This window comes from Rathayibacter sp. AY2B3, assembly GCF_002931755.1.
Lineage (GTDB): Bacteria > Actinomycetota > Actinomycetes > Actinomycetales > Microbacteriaceae > Rathayibacter.
This window is the reverse complement of sequence record NZ_PSUG01000082.1, coordinates 2,166-3,865: the sequence shown is the minus strand read 5'-3', so window position 1 is coordinate 3,865 and position 1,700 is coordinate 2,166. Positions and strand designations below refer to the sequence as shown.

Genomic DNA, 1,700 nt, shown 5'->3' with positions numbered 1-1,700 from the left:
GGGAGGTCGTAATTTTTTTACGGAGAGTTTGATCCTGGCTCAGGACGAACGCTGGCGGCGTGCTTAACACATGCAAGTCGAACGATGAAGCCCAGCTTGCTGGGTGGATTAGTGGCGAACGGGTGAGTAACACGTGAGTAACCTGCCCTTGACTCTGGGATAAGCGCTGGAAACGGCGTCTAATACCGGATACGACCTGCCCCGGCATCGGGTGCGGGTGGAAAGTTTTTCGGTCAAGGATGGACTCGCGGCCTATCAGCTAGTTGGTGAGGTAATGGCTCACCAAGGCGACGACGGGTAGCCGGCCTGAGAGGGTGACCGGCCACACTGGGACTGAGACACGGCCCAGACTCCTACGGGAGGCAGCAGTGGGGAATATTGCACAATGGGCGAAAGCCTGATGCAGCAACGCCGCGTGGGGGATGACGGCCTTCGGGTTGTAAACCTCTTTTAGTAGGGAAGAAGGGCTTCGGCTTGACGGTACCTGCAGAAAAAGCACCGGCTAACTACGTGCCAGCAGCCGCGGTAATACGTAGGGTGCAAGCGTTGTCCGGAATTATTGGGCGTAAAGAGCTCGTAGGCGGTTTGTCGCGTCTGCTGTGAAAACCCGAGGCTCAACCTCGGGCCTGCAGTGGGTACGGGCAGACTAGAGTGCGGTAGGGGAGAATGGAATTCCTGGTGTAGCGGTGGAATGCGCAGATATCAGGAGGAACACCGATGGCGAAGGCAGTTCTCTGGGCCGTTACTGACGCTGAGGAGCGAAAGCGTGGGGAGCGAACAGGATTAGATACCCTGGTAGTCCACGCCGTAAACGTTGGGAACTAGATGTGGGGACCTTTCCACGGTCTCCGTGTCGCAGCTAACGCATTAAGTTCCCCGCCTGGGGAGTACGGCCGCAAGGCTAAAACTCAAAGGAATTGACGGGGGCCCGCACAAGCGGCGGAGCATGCGGATTAATTCGATGCAACGCGAAGAACCTTACCAAGGCTTGACATATACCGGAAACTTCCAGAAATGGTTGCCCCGCAAGGTCGGTATACAGGTGGTGCATGGTTGTCGTCAGCTCGTGTCGTGAGATGTTGGGTTAAGTCCCGCAACGAGCGCAACCCTCGTTCTATGTTGCCAGCACGTCATGGTGGGAACTCATAGGAGACTGCCGGGGTCAACTCGGAGGAAGGTGGGGATGACGTCAAATCATCATGCCCCTTATGTCTTGGGCTTCACGCATGCTACAATGGCCGGTACAAAGGGCTGCGATACCGTAAGGTGGAGCGAATCCCAAAAAGCCGGTCTCAGTTCGGATTGAGGTCTGCAACTCGACCTCATGAAGTCGGAGTCGCTAGTAATCGCAGATCAGCAACGCTGCGGTGAATACGTTCCCGGGCCTTGTACACACCGCCCGTCAAGTCATGAAAGTCGGTAACACCCGAAGCCAGTGGCCTAACCGCAAGGAGGGAGCTGTCGAAGGTGGGATCGGTGATTAGGACTAAGTCGTAACAAGGTAGCCGTACCGGAAGGTGCGGCTGGATCACCTCCTTTCTAAGGAGCATCTGGACACCGCAGGGTGTTCCAGGCGCCAGATCAAAGCGAATGTCTTTGCTGGTAGCTCATGGGTGGAACATTGAACTAGGTGCTCGGTGAGATCGTCTCGCGTCAGTACAGCCTTCGGGTTGGGAACGCGTCGGGGCGGTGGAGTCGGG

Annotated in this window: 2 rRNA genes (1 of these 2 only partly in view); both read left to right on the top strand. The window is 56.7% G+C overall.

From position 1 onward, the window contains the following. Positions 1-16 precede the first annotated feature (16 nt). A 16S ribosomal RNA gene (locus C5C24_RS17245) occupies positions 17-1,539 on the top strand. 31 nt (positions 1,540-1,570) lie between these two features. Further along, positions 1,571-1,700: ribosomal RNA gene (locus C5C24_RS17240) — 23S ribosomal RNA — on the top strand; its annotated part runs 2,165 nt beyond the window's last position; the annotation flags it as partial.